Source organism: Kitasatospora sp. NPDC059803, assembly GCF_042732255.1.
GTDB lineage: Bacteria > Actinomycetota > Actinomycetes > Streptomycetales > Streptomycetaceae > Kitasatospora.
Genome location: NZ_JBHWIJ010000201.1, coordinates 10,894 through 14,531, shown reverse-complemented (window position 1 = coordinate 14,531; position 3,638 = coordinate 10,894). Strand labels below are relative to the sequence as shown.

3 protein-coding genes are annotated in these 3,638 nt (G+C 72.2%); all 3 read right to left on the bottom strand.

Translation table 11 applies throughout. The features are described from left to right. Positions 1–143: 143 nt before the first annotated feature. Entirely contained in the window at positions 144–1,430 is a 1,287-nt protein-coding gene (locus ACFV6I_RS27095) for a sugar ABC transporter permease (protein ID WP_380428161.1), read from the bottom strand. Next, positions 1,427–2,212, bottom strand: a complete 786-nt coding sequence (locus ACFV6I_RS27090; RefSeq protein ID WP_063352939.1) for an ATP-binding cassette domain-containing protein — start codon at positions 2,210–2,212, stop codon at positions 1,427–1,429. Before ACFV6I_RS27090 ends, ACFV6I_RS27095 begins: the two co-directional genes overlap by 4 nt. A 94-nt stretch (positions 2,213–2,306) precedes the next feature. Beyond that, on the bottom strand, positions 2,307–3,401 hold the full coding sequence (locus ACFV6I_RS27085) for a sugar ABC transporter substrate-binding protein (RefSeq protein ID WP_380345997.1): 1,095 nt from the start codon (positions 3,399–3,401) through the stop codon (positions 2,307–2,309). Positions 3,402–3,638 lie beyond the last annotated feature (237 nt).

Below are 3,638 nucleotides of genomic sequence, written 5' to 3'. Positions count from 1 at the left end.
GACCCACCGGTGGGGGGGGCCCCCCCGGGGCGGCGGCGGGCGGGAAAGAACGGGGGGGGGGCGCCCGGGTTCCCGGGCCGGCGCCCGCCCGGGGGGGGGGGCCCCCAGGCCGGGGAAGAGGGGCCCGGGTCTTTCGGGCTTCGCTAGGTGCGGGCGGCGGCGGTGCGGGTGCGGCGGGAGAGGGAGTCCAGGACGACGGCGGCGAGCAGGACGGCGCCGGTGATCATGTACTGGATGGCCTGGGCGGCGTGGACCATGTCCAGGCCGGTGGTGATGGACTGGATCACCAGGATGCCCAGCAGCGCGGACCAGGTCTTGCCGCGGCCGCCGAAGAGGCTGGTGCCGCCGATGACGGCGGCGGCGATCGCGCTCATCAGGACGTTGCCGCCGCCCAGTTGCTTGTCGGCGGAGCCCTGCTGGGAGGCGTAGAACAGCCCGCCCAGGCCGGCCAGGAACGCGGACAGCATGAAGACGGAGATCCGCACCCGGGCCACGTTGACGCCGGCGCGCCGGGCGGCCTCCACGCCGCCGCCGACCGCGAAGATCTGGCGCCCGTAGGAGGTGCGGCGCAGGACGAAGTCGGTGAGGACGACGACGCCCACCAGCACGACCAGGGGCAGCGGCAGGCCGCGGTCCTGGTTGAGGGCGTAGGCGGTGGCGAGGGTGAGCACGGCCAGGGCGCCGGTGCGGATGGCGGTGTCGGCGGTGGGGCGGGCGGTGAGGCCGGCGGCGGTGCGCCGGCGGGCGGTGCGCAGGTGGGCGAGCAGGTAGAGGGCGGGGGCGAGGACCGCCAGGGCCCAGGCGTAGGCGATGTCGCCGTCGCCGAGGAAGGTGGTGTCGAGGGTGGCGATGAGGCCGCCGTGGCGGTTGTTGACGGTGCCGAGGTCGCCCAGGACGTACTCCTGCAGGCCGCTCCAGGTGAGCATGCCGGCGAGGGTGACGACGAAGGCGGGGACGCCGACGCGGGCGAAGAAGAGGCCGTGCAGCAGGCCCATGACGGTGGCCGCGGCGAGGGCGGCGAGCACGGCGAGCCATTCGGCGACGCCCTGGCGCACGGCGAGGACGGCGGCGAGGGCGGCGCTGGCGCCGGCGACGGAGCCCAGGGAGAGGTCGATCTCGCCGAGGATGAGGACGAAGACGACGCCGACGGCGATGAGGCCGGGGCCGGCGATGAAGCGGGTGATGTTGGTGAGGTTGTCGGCCTGGAGGAAGTGGCCGGTGACGGACTGGAAGATGACGGCGATCAGGATGAGGCCGACGACGACGGGCAGGGAGCCGAGTTCGCCGGCGGCCAGGCGCCGGCGGGCGGCGTCCAGGTAGCCGGCGGGGCCGGCGGCCCGGGTGTGCAGGCGGGGGTCGGCGCCGGGGGCCGCGGGGGTGTCGGCGCCGGGGGCCGCGGGGGTGTCGGCGGGGGTGCTGGGCGTGGTCATGCGGCGTCCTCCTCCTCGGTGTGGCGGGCCTGGCGCCGGGCGTGGGCGTTGTCGGTGGCTCCGGTGATGGCGGAGACGATCTGCTCCTGGGTGGTGCCGGCGACGGGGAAGACGCCGTTGTTACGGCCCAGGCGCAGGACGGCGACGGTGTCGGCGACGGCCCGCACGTCGGCCATGTTGTGGCTGACGAGGACGACGGCCAGGCCGCGTTCGCGCAGCCGCTCGACGAGGTCGAGGACCTGGGCGGTCTGTTCGACGCCGAGGGCGGCGGTGGGCTCGTCCAGGATGACGAGGGCTGGCTCGCCGACCAGGGCGCGGGCGATGGCGACGACCTGGCGCTGGCCGCCGGAGAGCGCGGCGACGGGGGTGCGCACGTCGGGGATGCGGATGGCGAGGGTGTCGAGGAGTTCGCGGGCGTGCTGCTCCATGGCGACCTCGTCCAGGAGCCCGTGGCGGCGTTTCTCGCGTCCGAGGAACAGGTTCGCGATGACGTCGAGGTTGTCGCACAGAGCGAGGTCCTGGTAGACGGTGGCGATGCCGAGGGCCTGGGCGTCCTGGGGGCGGGTCAGGCGCACGGGCTCGCCGTGCCAGGTGATGGTGCCCTCGTCGACGGGGTGGACGCCGGCGATGGTCTTGACGAGGGTGGACTTGCCGGCGCCGTTGTCGCCGACGAGGGCGAGGACTTCGCCGGGGTGGACGTCGAGGCCGACATCGGTGAGGGCCTGGACGGCACCGAAGCGCTTGGAGACCGAGCGCAGCTGGAGGACGGGTGCGCCTGTCACATGAACCTTCTTCTGCGGTGGTGGACTTGGACCCGGGTCGAGCTGGGCGGCTGGGCGGGGCCGGCTGGGCGGCTGGGCGGCTGGGCGGGCCGGGCTACTTGAGGCCGGCGGCGGCGCAGGCGGCGGCGTAGTCGGCGGTGCAGATGTCGGAGACCTTGTAGAGGCCGTCGGCGACGACGGTGGTGGCGATGTTGGCCTTGGTGACGACCTTGGCGTCCAGGAACTTGGCGGGGATGGCCTTGTCGGTGGCGCTGTCGACGGTGGCGGTGGCGACGGTCTTGACGTCCTTGCCCTTGAGGAGGGCGACGGCCAGTTCGGCGGCGGAGTCGGCGAGCGGGCGGTAGGCCTTGTAGATGGTGAAGGCCTGGTCGCCGTTGACGATGCGCTGGATGGCGTCGAGGCCGGCGTCCTGGCCGCCGACGGGGACCTTGATGCCGGCGCCCTGGAGCTGGGTGATGATGGCGCCGGCCATGCCGTCGTTGGCGGAGTAGACGGCCTGGAAGCCGTTCTTGCCGAGCTGGGTGACGGCGGCGCCGATCTTCTGGCCGGCGATGGTGGCGTCCCACTGACCGGACTGCTCGTAGACGATCTTCTTGACCTTGGCGTCGAGGACCTTGTGGGCGCCGGTCTTGAAGTCGGCGGCGTTGGGGTCGGCCTCGTCGCCGTTGATCATGGCGACGTTGGCGTCGGCGGCCTGCGGGCCGAGGGCGTCGACGAGGGCCTGGCCCTGGAGTTCGCCGACCTTCTCGTTGTCGAAGGAGACATAGGCGGCGACCGGTCCGGTGGCCAGGCGGTCGTAGGCGACGACCTTGACGCCCTTGGCGGCGGCCTCCTGGACCCAGCCCTGGGTGGACTTGGCGTTGTAGGGGTCCAGGATGATCACCTTCACGCCCTGGGCGAGGAGGGTGTCGAACTGCTGCTTCTGCTTGGCGGCGCTGCCCTCGGCGTTGTTGTAGAGGACCTTGCAGTCCGCGCACAGGGCGGCGACCTTGGCCTCGACGAAGGGGCGGTCGAAGGATTCGTAGCGGGTGGAGGAGGCGTTCTCGGGTAGGAGCAGCCCGATGGACTTGCCGTCTCCGGAGGCGGCCGCGTCCTTCTTGTCGCCGCCCGCCTTGCCGCAGGCGGCCATGGACAGGGCCAGTGAGATGCCGGTGGTGGCGATGAGGACGCGACGCAGTGCTGCGTTCATGGGGGTGCCTCTCCCTGACGTCGCCGCGGCTCTGCGGCGGGGTGGGGGGAGTTAAACCTGAACGCGTACATGACGTCAATAAGTAAATTCAGACTGCGGGCGATGCGCCTCTACTCGTTATCTTCATGAACACTGACGGGGAGTTGAAACCTGGAGGAAGCTCCAAATGACGGAACGGCGGCGCCCGTTGCGGGGCCCGCCGTTCAAGAGTCGATCAACCTGTCGGGGGGTCAGGGA